The organism is Labilibaculum sp. DW002 (genome assembly GCF_029029525.1).
Taxonomy (GTDB): domain Bacteria; phylum Bacteroidota; class Bacteroidia; order Bacteroidales; family Marinifilaceae; genus Paralabilibaculum; species Paralabilibaculum antarcticum.
The window spans coordinates 2,268,499-2,290,030 of sequence record NZ_JAKJSC010000001.1 but is presented as its reverse complement, the minus strand read 5'-3'; the positions used below and the strand labels follow the sequence as shown (position 1 = coordinate 2,290,030).

Annotated in this window: 15 protein-coding genes; 10 read left to right on the top strand and 5 right to left on the bottom strand. The window is 34.8% G+C overall.

From position 1 onward, the window contains the following. Window positions 1-128: 128 nt before the first annotated feature. Window positions 129-1,526, top strand: a complete 1,398-nt coding sequence (locus L3049_RS08840) for an NAD(P)/FAD-dependent oxidoreductase (RefSeq protein ID WP_275109447.1) — start codon at window positions 129-131, stop codon at window positions 1,524-1,526. Between the two features lie 53 nt (window positions 1,527-1,579). Here L3049_RS08840 and L3049_RS08835 read toward each other — a convergent pair whose 3' ends face one another. Together L3049_RS08835 and L3049_RS08830 are read right to left on the bottom strand one after the other, a co-directional pair. Continuing rightward, window positions 1,580-2,668: a PAS domain-containing sensor histidine kinase gene (locus L3049_RS08835; protein ID WP_275109446.1), complete on the bottom strand. Its 1,089-nt coding sequence runs from the start codon at window positions 2,666-2,668 to the stop codon at window positions 1,580-1,582. Between the two features lie 138 nt (window positions 2,669-2,806). Then, window positions 2,807-3,820 (bottom strand): LacI family DNA-binding transcriptional regulator, encoded by a 1,014-nt coding sequence (locus tag L3049_RS08830; protein ID WP_275109445.1) that lies wholly within the window; start codon window positions 3,818-3,820, stop codon window positions 2,807-2,809. Window positions 3,821-4,107: 287 nt separating this feature from the next. Between L3049_RS08830 and L3049_RS08825 the strand changes: the two genes are divergently transcribed. From L3049_RS08825 to L3049_RS08810, 4 genes are all read left to right on the top strand, one after another. Further along, window positions 4,108-6,768: a TonB-dependent receptor gene (locus L3049_RS08825; RefSeq protein WP_275109444.1), complete on the top strand. Its 2,661-nt coding sequence runs from the start codon at window positions 4,108-4,110 to the stop codon at window positions 6,766-6,768. Window positions 6,769-6,834: 66 nt separating this feature from the next. Further along, window positions 6,835-7,524 carry a uridine kinase family protein gene (locus tag L3049_RS08820; RefSeq protein WP_275109443.1) on the top strand — a complete coding sequence of 230 codons (690 nt, stop codon included), beginning with the start codon at window positions 6,835-6,837 and terminating at the stop codon, window positions 7,522-7,524. Between the two features lie 94 nt (window positions 7,525-7,618). Next, window positions 7,619-9,322 carry an alpha-amylase family protein gene (locus tag L3049_RS08815; RefSeq protein ID WP_275109442.1) on the top strand — a complete coding sequence of 568 codons (1,704 nt, stop codon included), beginning with the start codon at window positions 7,619-7,621 and terminating at the stop codon, window positions 9,320-9,322. A gap of 34 nt (window positions 9,323-9,356) precedes the next feature. Beyond that, complete coding sequence (locus L3049_RS08810; protein WP_275109441.1) at window positions 9,357-10,604, top strand: MFS transporter; 1,248 nt, start codon at window positions 9,357-9,359, stop codon at window positions 10,602-10,604. Window positions 10,605-10,673: 69 nt separating this feature from the next. Here L3049_RS08810 and L3049_RS08805 read toward each other — a convergent pair whose 3' ends face one another. The 3 genes from L3049_RS08805 to L3049_RS08795 form a co-directional block, all read right to left on the bottom strand. Beyond that, complete coding sequence (locus L3049_RS08805) at window positions 10,674-10,970, bottom strand: two-CW domain-containing protein (protein WP_275109440.1); 297 nt, start codon at window positions 10,968-10,970, stop codon at window positions 10,674-10,676. Window positions 10,971-11,148: 178 nt separating this feature from the next. Then, complete coding sequence (locus tag L3049_RS08800; protein WP_275109439.1) at window positions 11,149-12,111, bottom strand: DUF4269 domain-containing protein; 963 nt, start codon at window positions 12,109-12,111, stop codon at window positions 11,149-11,151. Window positions 12,112-12,371: 260 nt separating this feature from the next. Next, window positions 12,372-12,944, bottom strand: coding sequence for a hypothetical protein (locus tag L3049_RS08795; protein WP_275109438.1), 573 nt, complete (start codon window positions 12,942-12,944; stop codon window positions 12,372-12,374). A 299-nt stretch (window positions 12,945-13,243) separates the two neighbouring features. Between L3049_RS08795 and L3049_RS08790 the strand changes: the two genes are divergently transcribed. From L3049_RS08790 to L3049_RS08770, 5 genes are read left to right on the top strand one after another with little or no spacing between them, the layout of a single operon-like run. Then, on the top strand, window positions 13,244-14,584 hold the full coding sequence (locus L3049_RS08790) for a sugar porter family MFS transporter (RefSeq protein WP_275109437.1): 1,341 nt from the start codon (window positions 13,244-13,246) through the stop codon (window positions 14,582-14,584). A gap of 28 nt (window positions 14,585-14,612) precedes the next feature. Further along, window positions 14,613-15,509, top strand: a complete 897-nt coding sequence (locus L3049_RS08785) for a carbohydrate kinase family protein (protein ID WP_275109436.1) — start codon at window positions 14,613-14,615, stop codon at window positions 15,507-15,509. An 11-nt stretch (window positions 15,510-15,520) separates the two neighbouring features. Continuing rightward, window positions 15,521-18,604: a SusC/RagA family TonB-linked outer membrane protein gene (locus tag L3049_RS08780; protein ID WP_275109435.1), complete on the top strand. Its 3,084-nt coding sequence runs from the start codon at window positions 15,521-15,523 to the stop codon at window positions 18,602-18,604. A gap of 17 nt (window positions 18,605-18,621) precedes the next feature. Beyond that, the gene (locus L3049_RS08775; RefSeq protein ID WP_275109434.1) at window positions 18,622-20,298 is read left to right on the top strand and encodes a RagB/SusD family nutrient uptake outer membrane protein; all 1,677 of its coding nucleotides are present in this window, start codon (window positions 18,622-18,624) and stop codon (window positions 20,296-20,298) included. A gap of 28 nt (window positions 20,299-20,326) precedes the next feature. Next, complete coding sequence (locus tag L3049_RS08770; protein ID WP_275109433.1) at window positions 20,327-21,454, top strand: DUF4960 domain-containing protein; 1,128 nt, start codon at window positions 20,327-20,329, stop codon at window positions 21,452-21,454. The last annotated feature ends 78 nt before the right edge of the window (window positions 21,455-21,532 follow it).

The following is a 21,532-nucleotide window of genomic DNA, read 5'->3' as shown; positions in this document are numbered from 1 at the left end:
ATTTATAACCATTATGGAAAAGAATGTGTATTTCGAATGAAAAGATTACCTATTTTTAAAGGTTTGCCTGTTTAAAATTTAGACAATGGCAAGCCGCATTAATCGGGTATGAAATTTAATTAAAAGAAATGAAGAAATACGATGTGATTATTGTTGGTGCCGGACCTGCCGGTATTTTTTGTGCTTATGAATTGGTAAAGAACAGACAAGATTTAAAAATATTAATTCTTGAGAAGGGAAGAGGAATTGCCAACCGTAAATGTCCTAAACATACAAATGGAGGAAAATGTGTTCATTGTAAACCGTGCAGTATCACTACAGGCTGGGCTGGAGCTGGAGCTTTTTCCGATGGGAAACTATCTCTTTCTCATGAAGTTGGTGGAACTTTGCCGGAATATTTAGGGGTAGAGGAAACCATTGAAATGATAAAATATACGGATCAAATTTATTTGGATTTTGGTGCAGATGGGGAAATTCATGGGGAAACATTGACTCCTGAAATGGAAGTTATTCGAAGAAAAGCAATTGAATCTAACCTTAAATTGGTGCACTGTCCAGTTCGTCACTTAGGAACAGAAAAGGCGCAGGAACTTTATCGAAAATTATATGATTTTGTTATTGATAGAGGAGTTGAAGTTAACTTTAATAGCGCGGTTCAAAACTTGATTTTGGAGGATGACAAAATTCAGGGAGTAAAGAATGGCAAGGGAGAGTTTTATGCTGATTTAGTAATGGTTTCGGTTGGTCGCGATGGAGCCGATTGGCTAATGAAGGAGTGCAGCAAAGAAAGCATTAATACCGAAGTTGGTGTTGTTGATATAGGTGTTCGTTTGGAATGCCGTAATGAGGTAATGAAAGATATTAATGATAACTTTTATGAGGCCAAATTGATCCATTACACCCAAACATTCGACGATAAGGTAAGAACCTTTTGTTCAAATCCAGGAGGTTTTGTTTCTTCAGAATATTACGATAACGATTTGGCAGTAGTGAATGGACATAGCTTTAAGGATCTGAAAAGTGATAATACAAATTTTGCCCTGTTGGTTTCGCAGAAATTTACAGAACCTTTTAAAGCACCTATTGAGTATGGTAAGCACATCGCACGCTTAGCCAATATGCTAACGAACAATCAAATTTTGGTACAACGGTTCGGTGATTTAATAAGAGGGCGTAGAACGACTTCTAAAAGGTTGTATAGAAACAATATTATACCAACTTTAAAGGATGCTGTTCCTGGAGATTTAAGTTTGGTACTTCCGCATAGAATATTGAAAGATATTGAGGAGATGATATTGGCTTTAGATAAAGTAACACCTGGTTTAGCTTCAGATGAAACATTATTGTATGGAGTTGAGGTGAAGTTTTATAGCAATATCACGAAAGTGGATAATAGTTTTCAGTCAACTTCTGTCGAAAATCTATATTTGGGTGGTGATGGAGCTGGTATTACTCGTGGTTTAATGCAGGCTTCGGTAAATGGAGTTCTTATTGCACGTGAATTTTTGAAGAAAATAGAAGCTTAAAATAGAATAATGGTTGTTGGTAAAGTTTATCAGCAACCATTTATTATTAGACCTTAATCGGAAATAGAAGTTGGCAAATAGAAACTGAAAATACTACCTTGATTTGGAGTGCTTTCAACACGCACTTGACCATCTAATTTCTTCACAATGCGCTTTACGATTGAAAGTCCCAATCCATGTCCTTTTACAAAGCCAGTGCCTAGTTTATGAGGGTCAACAAAAATTAGATTGCATTGATCCGAACTTAATCCAAGTCCATTGTCTTTAACCCAGAATTTATTATATCCATTTTCACCTTTAGAACTACCAATTTCAATTTTAGGCGGATTTCCACCGTATTTAATTGCATTACGGATATAATTGTACCAAACTTCTTCAATCCATGGTCCATAGCCAACAGATGGTTCAAAATTAGTGGCAATTGAGATACTTGCTATATTGGTTTCTGTTAAAGATATTCGATTTATTGCTTCGTCAATAATCGCTTTCATTGGTAGTTCAGTTTTTTTAATTTCCTCTTTTTTAAGGTTGGCAAAAAGAAGCATCTCACTAATGATATTATTCATTTTATACCCACTGCCTTCAATCATTTCAAGGAATGACCTACGTTTTTCATCGCTTAATTCATCATCGTTTAATAGAAGTTGGCTGAAACCAATAATACTATTTAGTTGAGAATGCAATTCGTGAGCAATGGTATGGGCATAAGCATCCAATTCTAAGTTTCGTTTTTTTAATTCATTTTCGGCTTTCGTTCTTGCCGAAATATCAGTAATAAACGCAACACCAATAACTTCATTGCTGGTATTAATAAAGCTCAAACTGATTTCTAGAGGAAATACTGAACCATCTTTTTTTAATCCGGAAAGGGGAGAATAGGAGTGTCCCATTGGACGAGCCTTTGGAGACGAAAAATAATTTGTAAGATGGGATTTGTGTTTGTTTTTGAATCGATTAGGAATTAAAGATTCTACTGAAAGGCCAATTAATTCTTTATCAGTGTAGCCAAATAGTTCATTAGATCTTTTGTTTACCTGTATAATTGTACCTTGTTTAGTAATGAAGATAACTCCTTCGGACATCGACTCAATTAATGAGTAAACAGAAATATTGTTTTTGAAGATATCGTTAAGGTCCATCATCCGCGCTCGTTTAAGGTGACTTTTTATAGCTTTTATCTTTAGCCTTAAAAAGAAACGATTAGTTCTAAGATGATAAAATTATTAAAATATTGCAGACTTGCAAGTCTTTTATTAGATTTATTAGGGGCATTTGTAATGCTATTTATCAGTTGATTCCCTTATAATCAATTTACTTGATAGGCTTATTGTTTTAGGCTCTAATATATTTTTTTCGTGAATTCGATGAAAAAGTCTTTCGGTTGCTATTTTTCCGATTTCCAAACCCATAGGGTCAATAGTTGTAAGTGGGGGGTTATACATTTGACTGAATGTATTTTCACAAAAACCAATAACAGCTAGGTCCGTAGGTACTTTAATTTGTTTAGAATAAACCACCTTCATGATACCAGACATGGTAAGATCACTAATTGCTAAAATAGCATCGGGTTTTTCATTTAATTCAAAAAGTTTATTCGTTTCTCTTTCTGTTTCACTAGTTGATTGTCCTGAGATAACATATTGCTCATTAAAAGGAATATTATATTTTTCTAAGGCCTTTTTATATCCTTCTAAACGATTACTGCTGATTAATAAATTTGGGTTGCCTAAGCAAATTGCAATTTTTTTACGTCCAATATTTATTAAATGTTCAACCGCTTTAAATGAACCCGAAACATCATCGACAAGTACCATATCTGCGGGTATGTTTTTAGGAATTCTATCGAAAAAAACAATTGGCGTATTTGCTTCAATAAGATTAGAAAAATGGCTGAGATTTTTAGTTTTTCTGGAAACGGAAGCTAGAATCCCTTCTACATTATTACTCATTAAAATATCTAAGTTGTTTTTTTCTCTTTCGTAAGATTCATTGGATTGAAGAATCATTAAATTATAACCTCTTTTATTTACCTCATGTTCAATTCCTTCTATAATAGAAGGAAAAAAGAATGGCGAAATGTGTGGTACAATTAAACCAATTACATTGCTTTTTTTATGTCGGAATGACATTGCAACTGCATTTGGTTTGTAATTCAGTTGTTTAGCAAGTAAGTTAACAGCTTCTTTTGTGCTTTTACTGATATCTGGATGATCTTTAAGAGCTCTGCTAACCGTTGATTTAGAAACCCCTAGGAGTTTTGCTATGTCAATTATTGTAATTGGTTTATTTGTCATGAAATTCAGAATCTAAATGTCTTCATTTAATCAATAAAAAAACTTATTAACAACAACCGGTTGTGCAACCGGTTGCGGAGGCAAGGTGTTGAAATAGAGCCTTTTTGTGAGGTATGATTCATTAAAAAACTATAGTTTTACACTATTATCCTTAGCTAAGATAACGATTGCAAAAAATAAAACGAATCAACTAACTACTATTTTTTGAAATACACACAGGTGTTAAAATGAATATTAAATTTATTACAACACAAATGTTTCGAACAATAGATGAAAAAATAAAATTTATGAAACGAAAGATTCTTTTGACCTTTGCTAATCTAATCCTATTAGTTGGATTGGTTAATGCACAAACAGGAATTTTAAAAGGAAAGGTTACCGATAAGCTCTATGAAGAACCCTTAATTGGAGCATCAGTAGTTATAAAAGGAACAACGAATGGTACAATTTCAAATATTGATGGAACTTATCAGTTGGAAAATATTGAAGCAGGTACCTATACTATTGTTGCATCTTTTATCGGATATTCAAAAGTAGAAACTGAGGTTACTATTTTAGCAGATCAAGAAACAGCACTTAATTTTGACTTATCTGCCGATTTAATTGGCTTGGATCAAGTTACAGTAACTGGTGTTGTGAATCAAAAATCAAATATTGAATCGAGTGTTGCACTAACAACTTTAAAACCAAAATTTGTTGAAGTGTTTGGAGCTGCAACTACTGCAGAATTATTTAAAGCAATTCCTGGAATTCGATCTGAATCTTCAGGAGGAGAAGGAAATGCGAATATTGCTGTGCGTGGTATTCCGATTGCTTCTGGAGGATCAAAATTTTTACAAATACACGAAGATGGTTTGCCAGTAATGCAGTTTGGAGATATCTCTTTTGGTAATGCAGATATTTTTGTGAGATCAGATAGAACAATCGGTCGTATCGAAGCTATTAAGGGAGGAAGTGCGTCAACGTTTGCAAGTAATTCTCCTGCAGGTATCATCAACTTTATAAGTAAGAATGGTGCCGTTGAAGGTGGAAGCATCGGAATGACCATGGGACTTGATTACAAATCAACTAGAACAGATTTTGAATATGGGGCTCCAATAGGAAATGGATTTCGCTTTCATGTTGGTGGATTTTTTCGTCAAGGAGAAGGACCGAGAAATCCTGGCTTTACAGGGAATAGTGGAGGTCAGATAAAAGCAAATATCACCAAAGAATTTGAAAAAGGATATGTGCGATTGTATTTTAAAGTATTGGATGATAAATCAATATCATATCTGCCGATGCCTGTGAAAGTAACAGGAACCAAATCAGATCCTAACTTCAAGTCCATTCCAGGTTATGATTTAACCAATAGTTCTCTTCAAAGTCCAAATTTCATGCATGTGTTAAGTGTAGATGCTAATGGAAACAGCAGAACAAGTAACATTGGTGATGGAATGCATCCTGTTTCTAAAGTTGTGGGAGGTGAATTCTCCTTCGATATTGGTGATGGATGGCAACTTAAAGAAAAATTCCGTTATGCAAACAATCACGGATCATTTGTTTCCCCATTTCCAGCGCAGGTTGGAAACGCAAATGATATAGCTGAAAGTATTGCAGGAGCTGGATATAGTTTAAGTTATGCAAATGGTGAGAATGCAGGTGTAGCCTTAAGTGGATCACAAATTGGTAATTTAAATAACAACGGATTACTGATGAGAACGATTCTTTTCGATGTTGAGATGAACGATCTTGGTAATTTTACAAATGATTTTTATTTATCGAAATCATTTGATAAAGTTGATTTTACTGCTGGTTATTACAAGGCACAGCAAAAAATTGGAATGACTTGGTTGTGGCAAACTTTCCTTACTGATATTAGCTCTGACGGACCAAGATTAATGAATATCGCAAGTGCTGACAATTCTTACAATAGCAGTAATGGCTTAATAGCACACGGTGTTCCATTCTGGGGAAATTGTTGTACTCGTGGTTACGATATGACTTATGATATTGATGCTGTTTATGCAAATGTAGGTGTTGAAGTTACTGATCAATTAAATATTGAAGGTAGTATTCGTTACGATATGGGTGATGTAACAGGCCATTATTTATCCAATTATCAAGCGCCAGTTGATGTTGATAATAACGGAAGCATTAGTCCAGTTGAAGAAAGTGTAACCGTTTTAGACAATGCGAATCCAATGCCGGTGGATTACGATTACAACTACGTTTCTTACTCTTTGGGAGCCAATTATAAAATAAATGATGATCAGGCTGTTTATACCCGTTATAGTAAAGGTGGAAGAGCAAATGCAGATCGTTTGTTATACTCTCCGTTTATTACTCCTGAAGGAGGAACTGTTGACGGACTGGATGCTGACGAAATCAAACAATTCGAATTGGGATACAAATACAAGTCTCCATCTTTGGCTTTAATCATTACTGGATTTTATACTGATATTTCTGAACAGAATGAAGAGTTTGGGAAAATTATCAACAAAGAGTTCTCTACTTATGGTGTAGAATTCGAAGGGGTTTATAAAAAATCAAACTTCAATGTGTCTTTTGGAGCAACATACACAAAGGCTGAAATTGATAAGAGTTTAAATTCTGATGAAAAAGGGAATACGCCACGAAGAGTACCTGATTTATTGTACAATATTACACCTTCTTACGATTTTAACAAAGGCAAAACATCTATCGGGTTTAGTTTAGTAGGAACAACGGAAGTATATGCTCAGGATGATAATGGTATTGTTATACCAGGATATACTTATGTGAATGCTTATGCTAGTCAGAGTATTACCAAGGGATTAGCGGTTCGTGCAAATGTGAATAATTTATTTAACACGCTCGGATTTACAGAAATGGAAGGAGATGCTTTTGTTGAAAACACTATGAATTACATGAGAGCAAGACCAATTACAGGTAGAGCTTCTACAATTAGTATTACATATACATTTTAGTGATTAGATTAGGTTAGAAAAAAGGTGAACGGGGGAGGTGAGAATCTCCTCCAAAACACCCAAAATATGCCTAAAGAATATCAAAGAATACTTAAAAATAGAGTTATGAAGGGTGATGTTATTGTATTGGAAGAACACCATATAAGGGTTGCTGGAATTATAGCTCCTTGTTTGGTAGAGGAAATTAAAAGCAAGGGAAAAAGATATACAATTACTGTATCTGGCGAATCGGGAAGTGGAAAATCAGAAACAGGAAAAGCCATTGCCGATGAGTTGGAGAAGGAGGGAATAAAATCAGTATTACTAGGGCAGGATGATTATTTTGTTCTTCCTCCAAAATCCAATGATGCAAAAAGAAGAGAAGATCCGGAATGGTTAGGGCCTCATGTTGAGGTTAAAATGGATTTAATGGATCAAAATTTACAGGATGCTATTGATGGCAAAAATCAGATTGTAAAACCTTTGATTGATTATCACCAAAATAGTGTTGAAAATGAAATCATTAATCTGGAAGGAATTCAGGTTGTGATTGCTGAAGGAACTTATACTGCTTTGTTGAAAAATGTAGATACAAAAGTTTTTATTGCTCGCAACAGAATTGATACACTAGAGCACAGACAGAAGAGAAACAGAGGAAAAGAGGTTGGCGATCCGTTTATAGAACAAGTGTTGGTTACCGAGCATAAAATAATCGCTGGTCATAAGCAATTGGCAGATTTTGTAATCACAAAAGATTATGAATTAGAAGTGAAATAATTAAATGTTGTGCCTTACTGTAAATAGCTATGGCACTATAATTTTAGGTTTAATTATTAATATATCTTGATTAGAGAAGTAGGAGATGTAAGACATGAATGAGAATAAATCAATAATAAAATCAGGCCCAATGCTGAATGCATATCCTGATAGTATTGGAGGAACTTTAGATGATATCATTAAATTTCTAAGTAAAGATGAACTGGAGAATACATTTCAGTCATTCTATATTTTACCTAGTGTTTTTAATACCGATTTAGATAGAGGATTTTCCGTTATCGATTATAACCTAAACAAGATGTATGCTTCGAAGGAAAATTTAATCGAACTGGAAAAAATGAATATAGCTCTAAAGTTTGATTTTGTGCTAAACCATTCGTCTGTTCTTTCAAGTCAATTTCAGGATATTTTAAAAAATGGTGAGAATTCTAAGTATAAGGAGTTTTTTATACAGTGGAATCAATTCTGGGATGGATGTGGAGAAATAACTAAAGAAGGTTATATTCAGCCAGATGCAGAATACATCAAAGACATGTTTTTCAGAAAACCTGGTCTGCCAATTTTAATGGTTCGCATGCCCGATGGAAAGGAGGTTCCCTATTGGAACACTTTTTATCAGGAAGTGAAATATGAGAAAATAGATGCCCAGGATTTGATGAAGGTTTCAAATATTCAATATGTTTCGGCTAACAGACTGGCGGAAGTCGTAAATACAGCTATAGGTGAAGGAAAAAAGCCTGTCGAGATTGAATTTTGGAAATTTAAGGAGTACCAAAAAGAGACAATTGACTTACTAGAATCGAGAAGAAAATATCTTGGACAAATGGATCTTAATATCAAGTCTCCATTGGTGTGGGAATTTTACGAAGATACCTTGAAAAAACTATCTGGTTATGGTGCTGAAATTATTAGGCTCGATGCATTTGCATATGCTCCTAAAGAGCCTGGATTGCCAAATTTTTTGAATGATCCAGGGACATGGAATTTATTAGGAAGGGTTAAAGATTTAGCAGATAAATATGACTTAACCCTCTTGCCTGAAATACACTCGAAGTACGAAGATAAAATGCATGAGAAATTAGCAAGTAAAGGCTATTTGACTTATGATTTTTTCTTGCCTGGATTAATTATAGATGCTTTTGAAAGAAACACAAACGAAGTCTTGGTCAAGTGGATTAAAGATATGTTGGAAAAAGATATCAAAGTTGTAAATATGCTTGGTTGCCATGACGGAATTCCTTTGTTGGATTTAAAAGGTTTGTTGGCGGAAGAGCAGATTCAGGTTTTGATTGACACTGTAGTTGAGCGAGGCGGATTTGTGAAAGATCTGCATGGGGAAAAGAACATGTACTACCAGGTAAATGCAACTTATTACAGTGCATTAGGTGAAGATGATGCAAAACTTTTATTGGCAAGAGCTATTCAAATTTTTATGCCAGGTAAACCTCAGGTTTGGTATCTTGATCTTCTTGCAGGAAAGAATGATCATGACGCTGTAAAAAATGCTGGGGCAGGAGGTCATAAAGAAATCAACAGAACAAATTTGCAATTAGAGGATGCCTGCAATGAATTAGGGAAAGATGTGGTACTTGAGCAATTATCTTTGTTGAAGTTTAGAAACAATTTTCCAGCTTTTGGTTTTGATGCTAAACTGGAAATTCTGGAATCTAAGTCAGAATTGTTAAAATTGCAATGGAAAAATAATGGCTGCATTGCAACTTTTGAAGCAAATTTGAAAAAGCATACCTTCAATATTGTTGCGACCGACGAAAAAGGAGATGTAGTATATAATTTCTAGTAAGATTTTTTTAATCTTACGTAAAAATATAAAGATGGGAAATACGAATAATACGCAAGGTGTTACAAATATAAGATTGATTAAGTGGCTGACATACATGATGTTTTTGATGTTTGCCATGACCACCGATGCAGTTGGAGTTATTATTCCGGAAGTAATGAAGACTTTCGATTTAAGTATGACAGCTGCCGGGTTGTTACATTATGGTCCGATGACAGCAATCGCTTTGGCTGGAATTTTCTTAGGGTTTTTAGCAGATAAATTAGGGCGAAAGAAAACAATTATACTTGGCTTGCTTCTTTTTGTTATTAATTCTTATCTGTTTATTATTGGAAATGCTTTTGCATTTTTCTTAACTCTAATGGTAATTTCGGGAGCAGCAATTGGAATATTTAAAACTGGTGCCTTGGCTCTAATTGGAGATATTACTTCTTCAACAAAAGAACATACTTCTACCATGAATGCTGTTGAAGGATTTTTTGGTGTTGGTGCTATTATCGGACCATTTATTGTAAGTTACTTTTTAACTCAAGGAGTAGATTGGAAATGGCTTTATGTGGTAGCGGCAAGTTTATGTGTTGTTCTGATTTTAATTGCAGTTAAGGTTAAATACCCCGAAACAATGAAAAAATCGGAAGAACCAATCAATGTTAAGCGAAGTTTAGCAATGGTAAAGGATCCTTATGCTTTTGGTTTTTCTATGGGAGCTTTCCTTTATGTTTCGGTAGAGGCTGCCATTTATGTTTGGATGCCAACTTTGATTCAGGGATACGATGGTAGCTTGCTGTTTATTGCCACTTATGCTTTGCCAATTTTCTTTATTTTGAGAGCAGGAGGAAGGTTTTTAGGAGCATGGATGATGTCTCGATTTAATTGGGCTGTAGTATTGAGTTTGTTTAGTTTTGCGATTTTGATCTGTTTTTTGGGAAGCATGCTATTCGGAATAGAAGCAACTGTATTTTTATTGCCACTTTCCGGTCTATTTATGTCTGTTATTTATCCGACCATCAATTCGAAAGGAATTAGTTGTTTTCCAAAATCCAGCCATGGAGCAGTCGCGGGAGTGATTTTGTTTTTTACAGCAGCCGGCGCAGCAATTGGCCCATTGGCTATGGGAGCAATAAGTGATGCATTTGGTAGCGATGCAAAGTATGGATTTATGCTTGCTACTGTATTTGCGGTGATGCTTTTTGCAGGAACAATTTATAATTTGATTGTAGACCCAACCAAAAAGAGGTTACAGGAATTGGATAAAAGTGAGTATGATATTTTAGAAAATTAAAGGTTAGTATTATTAATATTGCTTTAGGGATAAGCACTTTGAAGAATAGGTTGTTGATGATTCGACAACCTATTTATTTAATGTTTTTTTTTCAATGAGAACAAACTCTCTACCTTCTTCATAGTTTACTAATTTGAAGAAACCACAGTTAATACAGTTAAGTAATTTGTCAGCTAATTCTCCTTGAATTTTTTCATTGCATAAGGTTCCTTTAATAGTCCAGCAATATCTGCCAGATGATTCACCACCATTAATGCCATGATTATTATTATCTGTACTTGCAGGGCACACTCCTAATTCTAAGGCATTAATTCCGCCTTCTTCTCTCCCACACTTATAGTACTCCCAACAATTTAAAGCTCCCATATCACTACAAATATGAAATAAAAATAGATCATATTGGTTTTGTATTCAAATATCTTTGTCCAATAACAAGAGACAATTGGTAAACTTGTTGTAATCGCTGGTTAATGTAAATTAAACATGACCGAGTTGAAGTAAAAAAAATAGCTCTTTTTGTAAAAAGAGCTATGTAAGGTATGTTTTATGCGTTCCACATTGTAATAATCTCCGAATCTGTTGCTGTTTCTAATTTTAATAATTGTTGATATGGATCACCTTCTATTTCTAATAATTGAGCAAAAGCTGGTTCTGTTTTCAGCCCTTCTTGTTTTAATTTTACAACCTGTTGTTTGAACTTATCACCTAGCAATTCTAAAATTCGATGCTCTATTTGTAAATGGCGGTAGGAGTTCTGGCTTGCAACAGGGAAGAGAGCTCCGTATATTTCGACTTTAAATTCTTGATAAATAAATTTTGCAACAACGATCCAATATCCTGCTTTTTCCTTTTGTTCTACTGTGAAATTGGTTTGTCGGCCATAATGCATTTCTAAATAATTTTCAAATCTGTCGGCATCGAAATAGCGACAAGCAATATCTAAATCGCTTGATTTAGTTGAGATTCCAAGCGGAATAGTTCCTGTTAATACAGGATTATATTCTTTTAATAAATCAAATATATTAAGCTCTTTTAGACATTTGTGTGCCTTTGTTTGAACAGGAGATCCTTCTTTTAGGTAAGAAATATCTTTCCAGTCCATGTTTATCGTTTTAAATTGTTCTTTTAGAATCAATTTGGCATCATCAATATTTTTGTATTCAAAGCATTTAAGGTTTGAGCAGCCACGAATCATGGCAGAAGTACTTTTACCATTAATACTACGATACAAACAAATTATTGGTTTGTTCATTTCTATGGCACGCCCTATTTCGTAACCAACACCCAAAGAAGGAACAGTAACTTCTGCAACAATAATATCAGATTCAAATACCCATTGTAAATCACGATCGTGAATTTCCTGATCGCTTATACTTGTATCGATTGTTTTGGAGCCAATATGCTCTGTTAAAACGGTACCAAGTTGTTTTAGGTAATCAATTAATTCTTTGTACAGTTCTGTATCTTGTTGGCCGCCACGGATTGATCCCGAAAAGTAGATGTTCATATTGTATTGTTTAGAGCCCTTAAGTGCAATTCAATTTGAATAAAAACGAAGAACACTGCTTAGTGTATATAGCGATAGCAAAGGCAGATTAGTAATTTTAGGCTTATAATAAAATGATAATTAAGCTTAATTCTAAGATAACTTAATTCTTTCTATCTTCCAATATAGCAATTGAACTATTAGGCGTAAAATGACATGAAGACTATTGGTAAGATGATAAAATAAAGCTCTTTATGGAATGGAAATTAATTTAATGATATTTATTCGTTTAATTGTTCTTGTACTCTTACAGGAATTAATCTTTTTAAACCTTTTGCCTGTGGAGAATTCACATCTATGTATTTCCAGTTGTCTGATTTTTTATCGGCAACAGCAAGCATCGACCTATGAGCCTGAATGGTAAACGAATTGCTCGATTCATTGTATTTTACATTTTTTTTGCCAAATTCTTGTTCAAACTGAGGCTGAATTAATGCACTTCCTTGCGACATAAGCCCAGACAACTTTACATTAATAACTCCATAATATAGTATTTTGCAGTACTTTTCTTTTCCGTTTTCAACCACTTGAGAGATTTTATCTATAGATCGAAAATCGGTTGTCATTTTGATACCTAAATTGTCCATTTGCTCTAATACCAATATCATCTTTTCTTTACTCATCATCTCGAACATGCGAGGATACATCATTTGAGTAACCTTATTCCATTCCTTTTGGTTAAATGCATTGGTATAGCTTATTATATCTTTTTCAAAATGTTGCTTCAGATGTGTTTGAGCAAATCCAGTTGTTATTGTAAAGCTTAGTAAAAGCAGTATAGCTATCCTCTTCATGTTGTTCTTTTATTAATTTCTGAGGAAGATAATAAAAAGGATGATATCAAGGATTTAAATGGCGTTAAAAATAATGATGTATGATTGTCAAGTGTTAATTTGAATGGTTATCAGGTTTTTGTATCGCAACCTAATTCCATAGGTAACATTTATACTAAAATGGTAACATATTTCATACAAACGTTTGTTTTTCTGTGTTTTGATACATAAATGCTACTGTTGGTAACATATGTTGGGTACTATTCTTGACTAACATATTAGATTCGTTATGAAAATTTAAATGATTTAATAAAACGGAGATGAAGAAGAGAAATACCTATGTATTTACATGTGCTTTAATTGCAGCCTTGGGCGGATTACTATTTGGTTTCGATACGGCAGTAATATCGGGAGCTGAGAAATCGATTCAAGAGATGTTCGGATTGGATGGATTTTGGCATGGTTTTACTGTTGCGATAGCATTGATAGGAACAATCGTGGGAGCAATGACCGCAGGAAAGCCTGCTGATAAATTTGGTAGAAAAAAGGTTCTGCTTGTAATAGCAGCCATATATGGAATTACGGCATTAGTTACAGCTATGACAAGTGACTGGACTATTTTTGTCACGTTCCGTTTTATTGGCGGAATAGGCGTTGGAGCATCATCGGTTATCGGACCTATGTATATTGCAGAAATTGCACCTGCTCATTTAAGAGGAAGACTAGTTGGTATGTTTCAGCTTAATGTTGTAAGTGGTATTTTATTAGCCTTCTTTTCCAATTACCTTATTTCTTCAATTGTTGAAACGGAATCTTGGCGTTGGATGTTAGGAGTTCAAGCAATTCCATCTGCTATATTCTTCTTCTTGTTATTTTATATTCCAGCTTCACCACGTCTATTGGTACTGAAAGGCAAGTCAGTGGAAGCTTTAGGTTTACTGAAGAGGCTAGCCTCATTAAACCCAGAAAAGGAATTGAAGGAAATAGAAGAATCAATGATCGAGGATAGTAATTCTGGGAATGCAAATCTTTTTTCCAAAGCATATCGTTTTCCTGTATTACTGGCAATTTTAATTGCAATTTTTAATCAGTTGTCTGGAATCAACGCAATCATGTATTATGCACCTCGAATATTTGAAATGACAGGTTTTGGCAAAGATGATGCTTTACTTCAATCTGTAGTGATTGGAGCAACAAATTTTATTTTTACATTATTAGCAATGACTGTTATCGATAAAATTGGGCGTAAAAAATTATTGCTTATTGGATCAACTGGAATGGTGTTTTTCCTTGGTTTGGTTGCAAAAACATTATTTGAGGGATCAACAGCTAATATACTTGTAGTAGCTTATTTGGTCGGATTTATTGCATGTTTTGCTTTTTCCCAAGGTGCTGTAATTTGGGTATTTATTTCCGAAATTTTCCCAAATAAAGTAAGAGCAAAAGGTCAGGCCTTAGGTAGTTTTACGCATTGGATAATGGCCGCAATGGTATCTTGGATGTTTCCTGCAATTGCAGAAAGTGGAGTGAATGGCGGAGGTGTCGCTTTTACAATATTCTCTGTGGCTATGATGGTGCAGTTGATTGTAGTATTCAAGTTCTTCCCTGAAACCAAAGGTAAATCATTGGAACAAATCCAAAAGGAATTAAAACGGGCTTAAGTCAAATATAAATTGATAAAAAACTGTGATGGACATTAAAAATCAAAAAATTATAAGTGTCGGTGAAATGTTATGGGATATGCTACCCACTGGTCCTAAGCCAGGTGGCGCACCTATGAATGTGGCGTTGCAATTAAATAATATTGGGCTAGATGTTCAATTCGCAAGTAGAATTGGGAATGATGAACAAGGTTTAAAACTAAAGTGTTTTTTGGAAGAATCAGGAATGAATACAGATTTGATTCAGCTTGACACAGATTTGCCAACAAGTGAAGTGTTGGTGCATTTGGACGATAAAAATAATGCGAAATATGAGATTTGTGAACCTGTAGCATGGGATCATTTAGAATATCCTGAGCAATTGTCTACTAAAGTAAAAGAATCAGGAATAGTCATATTTGGGACTTTAGGTTCTAGAAATAAGAAAGCAAAACAAACAATATTGAATGTGTTGGATTCAGATTGTTTAAAAATAATTGATGTAAATCTCCGTCCTCCTTTCGATCAGAAAGAAGATGTCGAATTATTGCTTGGCAAAGCTGACATCGCAAAACTGAACGATGAGGAGTTGATCCAGATATCGGGATGGTACGGAAAGACCTCCAAAAATGAAGAAGACTTGATTAGTTGGTTCTCAGAACAGTACCAATGTTCTATGGTTTGTGTGACCAAAGGCGCTAAGGGTGCTGTTCTGTTTACAAATAATCAATTTTTTAAGCATTTAGGTTATAAGGTTGCTGCAGTTGATGCTGTAGGAGCTGGTGATGCATTTTTAGCTGGTTTCCTATCAGCTTTATTACAAAATAAATCACCAGAGGAAGCATTGAATTTTGGCTCAGCAACTGGGGCGTTTGTTGCCTCTAAAGAGGGAGCCACACCAAAGTATGATATGAGTGAAGTTTTACGAATTATGAATCAATCCTAATTAAAATTTCTATGAAAAATCAATTCTTACAAATCACAAAAAAATCAATGGCAGCTCTATTGATTTTTCTTGCGGTTTCAGTTCCGTTAAATGCATTGGCACAGACAATCAATGTTAACGGAAAAGTTACAATGCTCAACTCCGATGAGGGAATTCCTGGAGTTTCAGTAGTCGAAAAAGGCTCTACGAATGGTACTGTAACAGACATTAATGGTCAGTACGTATTAGAAGTCTCGACAAAAGGAATAATTCAATTTTCTTTTGTTGGATTTAAAACTCAGGAAATTCCTGTTAACGGACTTAGTACCGTAAACGTTGTAATGGAAGAAGATTCCCAACAATTGGATCAGGTTGTTGTTACGGGATATCAATCGAAAAGAAAAGCAGATTTAACAGGAGCAGTTGCTATTATCGATATGAAAGAAGCTGTTGGAGAGTCAAATGCAAGTGTTCTGGGATCAATTCAAGGACGTGTCGCCGGAGTTTCTATTTCATCAGATGGTTCACCTGGTGGAGATAATACATCTGTGAGTATTCGCGGTTTCAGTACCATTAATGATAATTCTCCACTGTATGTAATTGATGGAGTACCAACAGAAACAGGTTTAAATAGTTTAAATCCTGGAGATATTGAATCAATTCAGGTACTGAAGGATGCAGCATCTGCATCTATCTATGGTTCTCGTGCTTCTAATGGTGTTATTGTCATAACAACCAAGCAAGGTAAAAAAGGGAAATTGGATATTAATTTTGATTCCTATGTTGGTGTTCAAACTTTACGAGATCGATTGGATGTTTTGAATGCAAAAGAATGGGGAGAAGTGTATTGGGCAGCACAAGGTAAGGCGGGTCAAACTCCTTCACATCCGCAATATGGTAATGGAGCGGAACCTGTAATGCCTTCCTTTATTGATGAAGATAATCTGATTCCTGCTGGAAATACTGATTGGGTTGATGAAGTATTTGATCCTGCCTTAATGCAGTATTACAACTTGAGTTTAAATAGTAAAACTGAGAAAACATCGGTTTTCTGGGGTACTTCTTACTTAAATCAAGATGGTATTATGATGGATACTGGTTACAAAAGAATAACATCCAGACTAAATACCATGTTTAAACCAGCAGAATGGTTAACCTTAGGTGAAAACATGATGATATCATACAGCACACAGGTTGAACCGACAGTTGGTGATTTTACTCACACAGTATTATTTCAACACCCATTAATTCCAATTTATGATGTCAATGGAAATTATGCAGGACCAACTAGTGGCTTGGGTGATAAGTCAAATCCGGTTAGAGTTTTAAATGACAATAAGGATAATAAGAGAAAAAAATACCGAATTTTTGGAAATGCATTTGCCGAGGCTGAAATCATTAGTGGATTAAAGTTCAAAACGTCATTTGGTATTGATTATATCAACAATAAGTATAAAAACTTTGAACCCAAATGGAGTGAAGGAACTCGTTCTGTTGATGTAAATTATTTAACAGAGGATTATGCAGAGGAAACAAGTTGGACTTGGACAAATACCCTTACATATAATAAAAAATTCGGTATTCACGCTTTTTCTGGATTGTTAGGTTACGAAGCCATTCATTTTGAAAAAGAAAACCTTTGGGGAAGAACCAGCGATTTTTTAATTGAGAGTTCTGATTTTAGATACTTGAATGCAGGTACAGGTGAATCAACCAGTGGTGGAATAGGAGACGAATCTTCTTTACTATCTTATTTTGGTAAGCTTGATTACGTTTTGGATAATAAATATTTAGCTTCATTTACACTTCGTCGTGATGGTTCTTCGCGATTGGGAGCTGACAACAGAACAGGTTACTTTCCTGCTTTTTCTTTTGGATGGCGATTAAGCGAGGAATCATTCTTATCTGAATTGGAGGAAATTTCAAATCTTAAATTGCGTTTCGGTTATGGTAAAACTGGAAATCAAAAGATTGCTACAACAGCAGCTTATACTACTTATGCTCCTAACGTGGAAAGTTCTAATTATAATTTAAGCGGTGACAATTCGACTCCTTCGGCTGGATACAGTATTTCTTCTATTGGGAATTCAAATGTAAGATGGGAAACTACAAAACAGACTAATATTGGTATTGATCTGGGCTTATTAAATAATAGAATTGATATTGTTGCGGATTATTTCATTAAAGAAACTAGTGGAATGTTGATTAATCCTCCAATGATGTCTGTATCAGGTGAAGGTAATGCGCCTTGGATCAATTCCGGAAAAATGGAAAATTCTGGAATCGAGATGAACTTGAATTATCATAGTGACAATTCGAAAGAATTAACCTACGATATTGGTTTAAATTTTAGTGCATTAAAAAATAAGGTGACAAAACTTACCGAAGGGAATGATTTCTATGATTTAGGTGTTGGACGTATTGTAAAAGGAAAACCCGTTTCTGTTTTTTATGGTTATGTTGCTGACGGATTATTCCGCTCAATTGAAGAAATTAATAGCCATGCTACACAAGATGGACTGAGTGCAAATGATGAAGGTCTTGGGCGAATTCGCTATAAGGATTTAAATAATGATGGCGTTGTGAATGATCAGGATCGAACTTACATTGGAGATCCACACCCTGATTTTACCTTTGGTGTGAATATGAATGTTCAATATAAAAATTTCGATTTTTCTGCATTTATCGAAGGAGTATCGGGAAGAGATATTTATAACGTTCACAAACAAATGACAGATTTTACATATTGGAATTTTAATCACGGAACAAATGTTTTAAATGCATGGACTCCCGAGAATTCAAATTCAAATATTCCAGCGGTTACAACGTCCAATATCAATAATGAGTTTAGAACTTCAACCTATTTTGTAGAGGATGGAAGCTATATAAAACTTAAGAGTATTGTTTTAGGATATACTCTTCCAAATTTCATGGCAAAGAAAATAGGAGCGTCAAAGGTTCGGTTTTATCTACAAGGACAAAATCTCCTAACATTAACTGATTATACAGGAATGGATTACGAAGTAGGTGCATCATCTGCGACTTCATTGGGTATTGATAGTCAGTTATACCCCCACACGAAGAATTTCATGCTTGGAGTAAATGTTAACTTTTAGTCTTAAAAATCACGATAATGAAAAAAATAAATAAGTTACTATACATTTTCGCAATTGCAGCTTTATTATTTACTAGCTGCAATGAAGACGAGTTTCTTGATGCTGAACCAAAAGGTGCTTTAAACAGTAGTCAGTTGCAAACTCCAGAGGGAATTGCAACTCTTGTAAACTCTGCTTATGCAGGTTTAGCTCAAAATTTTACGGATCCAAATCCTGCTTTTTTTCAACCTGCATCAAATTGGAGTTTTTGCGATGTGCGTTCTGATGATGCCTATAAAGGTGGTGGCGGTGTTGGTGATATTTCAGAATATCATGACTTGGAATTGGGAAATATTCGTGCGGATAACTTTACATTAGAACGTAAATGGAAAGCTCTATATGTTGGAATTAGTCGTGTAAATGAAGCTTTAGGAGCATTAAGAGACGTTTCTCTGGAAGATGTACCATTAAGAGACATTCACATTGGAGAATTGCGATTGATTCGTGGACATTTTTACTTCGATCTAATGAAAAATTTTGGTTCGTATGTCTATATCGATGAAAGTATTTCTTTTGATGAACGTGAGAAAGTACCAAATACTTTTAATGTGCAAGAACTTTGGGGTCATATTGAAGCTGACTTTCTTGATGCTATTGAGAAACTACCAGAACAAAGAGAGCTTGCAGGTCAAGTTAATAAGTTTGCGGCTCATGCTTATTTGTGCAGAACTTATTTGTTTCAAGCTAAATGGGATGAGGCTGTAATTCAGGCTGATGCTGTCATTAATTCAGGACGATACGGTTTGTTTAGTGACTTCACAAAGCTTTGGGATGTAGATTCTGAACATGGACCTGAGTTCATTTGGTCAATTGAATTTTCTACCAATGATGGCTCGGCTTCCGGTAATATAAATTGGGGAAACCTTTTGAATACACCACGTGGAGCAGCTTATAATGGAGATAATTTTCATATGCCAAGCCAGAATCTTGCAAATGCTTATAAAGTAGATGCAAATGGATTACCATTATTTGATTCTTTTAATTCATCTGATGTAACAAATTCAGATCAAGTAGATCCTCGATTAGACCACACAATTGGTCGCTTAGGAATTCCTTGGAAAGAATTTAAAGATGAAGTGTATAATGAGACTTGGGTGAGAGATGCAGGTACTTATGGAACATTAGGATCCAAAAAATGCCAGATAGATCCAACTTCTCCTTATATGATAAAAGGTTGGCCGTGGGGAGGATCACCATTGAATTGGCCTATAATTAAGTATTCCGATTTGATTTTAATGAAAGCTGAAGCTCTAATTCAGTCTAACCAAAATCTAGAAGAAGCTAGATCAATAATAAACTCTATTCGAGAAAGAGCTCAAAATTCGCCTTATGTTAAAACTTTAGACGGGATTTCAGATGCTGCAAATTATAAAATAGGTTTATATCCATCTGCGACATGGACTCAATCTTATGGATTACAAGCTTTAAAATTCGAAAGAAGATTAGAATTGGCTTTAGAAGGTATTAGATTTTATGATTTGGTAAGATGGGGTGATGCATCTGAAGTTTTAAATACATATATCCAGCAGGAAGCATCAAAAAGAACTTATCTAAATGGAGCAAATTTTGTGGCCGGAAAGAATGAATATTTACCGATTCCTCAAGATGAGATAGATAGAAGTGGTGGAATTTACATTCAGAACCCTGCGTATTAATTTGAGTTTTAACTAACAATAAAAAAACATGAAACATATATATATCAGTTTGTTTTCATTTTTAGTAGCAGGATTATTATTTACTTCCTGTGATGAAGAAGGAATGAACAGTCTTGGAAGTATTAATCCTGAGATGGTTGAATTTTCTCTGGAAGGATTTGATGTAAAAGGTGAAATTGATGTGCTTAATGCAACAGTTAGCCTTTCAGTACCTCCTTATGCAGATATTACCTCTTTGACTCCTTTTGTTGAAGGATCATATGGTTCTGAAATTTCTCCGGCTAACGGAACGATAGTAGATTTTTCTTCACCTGTAACATATACATTAGAAAATAGCGGACAAAGCAAACAATTTATTGTAAGTGTTGAATATGGTGCTATGGACACTAAATCAACGAGATTACTTGTGTTGGGAACAAGTTCTGCAATTTCTGAAATAACGAATGAAGATGAATTAGCCGCAGCTCAGTGGGGAAAATCAACATTCCCAAATATAACCTATATGAGTTTTGATCAGTTGGCAAACGATGCATCTATTTTAAATGAAACAGATGTGGTTTGGTGGCATTACGACACTGAAGTATCACTGCCTGGAAGTGCCTTGAAACAAGAAGTTTTAACTGCATTAGTAAACTACAGAAATAATGGTGGAGGCTTGTACTTAAGTGGATTTGCAACTCAATATTTAGAAGAAATTGAAGTGGTACAGCAAGGACACGGAATTACAGAAGCTGGTGGTGCTCCTATAGAATTCGAGAATCCAGACAATTGGGGCATGAGTTTTAGAGGACATACTGATCATCCAATTTTTCAGGGGTTAAGAATGGAAACCATCGAATCTGCTTTTTTAATTAGTGGTGGAGCATGGAGAAAAGATAACAAAGCATGGTGGACTGTTTGGGATGAAAACACGATTTTCCCTGATTATGGAATTAGTTTGGCATCAACTGAGTGGGATTTTGACAGAACGGTATTGGTTTTAATGGCCGAATTTCCAGGAACTCCTCAACAAGGGACTGTTATTGCATTTAGTGCTGGAGCTTATGATTGGAAGTCTGTGGATGGAGAAAATACGTTTATGGATAATGTCCAAAGAGTGACGCAGAATATTTTAACTTATGTAGCTACAGAAACAAATAATAATAGAACAAATTAAGATCATTTTTCCGGGGCGTTTGCGTCCCGGAAATTTTTATTTCTACAATTTCAAAACCAACAAATTTCATGGATGAAA